The following is a 312-nucleotide window of genomic DNA, read 5'->3' as shown; positions in this document are numbered from 1 at the left end:
GGTCGAAGCGGGCGTAGACCGCCGACCGCCCGAACCGGGTCAGCGGATCGAGGCCGCTGAAGACCTGCGCGCCGCCCCGCCGGTCGAGCACGGGATCCGTGTAGTCCGACCGGTCGGACACGGCGCCGATGCTGTAGTTGCGCGGCAGCGGGTCGTTGCCGAAATTGGTCGAGTAGCCGACCTCCACCGGCACCAGGACTCCGGTGGCGCCGCTGGTCGACCAGTCGACGCCGTCCCGGGTCGGCAGCTGGTCGCGCGGGTTCACCTCGTAGATGCCGGCGTGCAGGAACACCTTGTCGTTGACCCAGGCCT

Annotated in this window: 1 protein-coding gene; it reads right to left on the bottom strand. The window is 70.5% G+C overall.

Going from position 1 to position 312, the window contains the following annotated elements; genetic code table 11:
* A partial coding sequence (locus ACLBYB_RS33075; RefSeq protein WP_447701416.1) for a carbohydrate porin occupies positions 1–312 on the bottom strand: 312 nt, incomplete at both ends.

The organism is Methylobacterium sp. D54C, assembly GCF_053345595.1.
The sequence above is the reverse complement of the archived record's forward strand: the minus strand, read 5'-3'. Positions and strand labels throughout refer to the sequence as shown.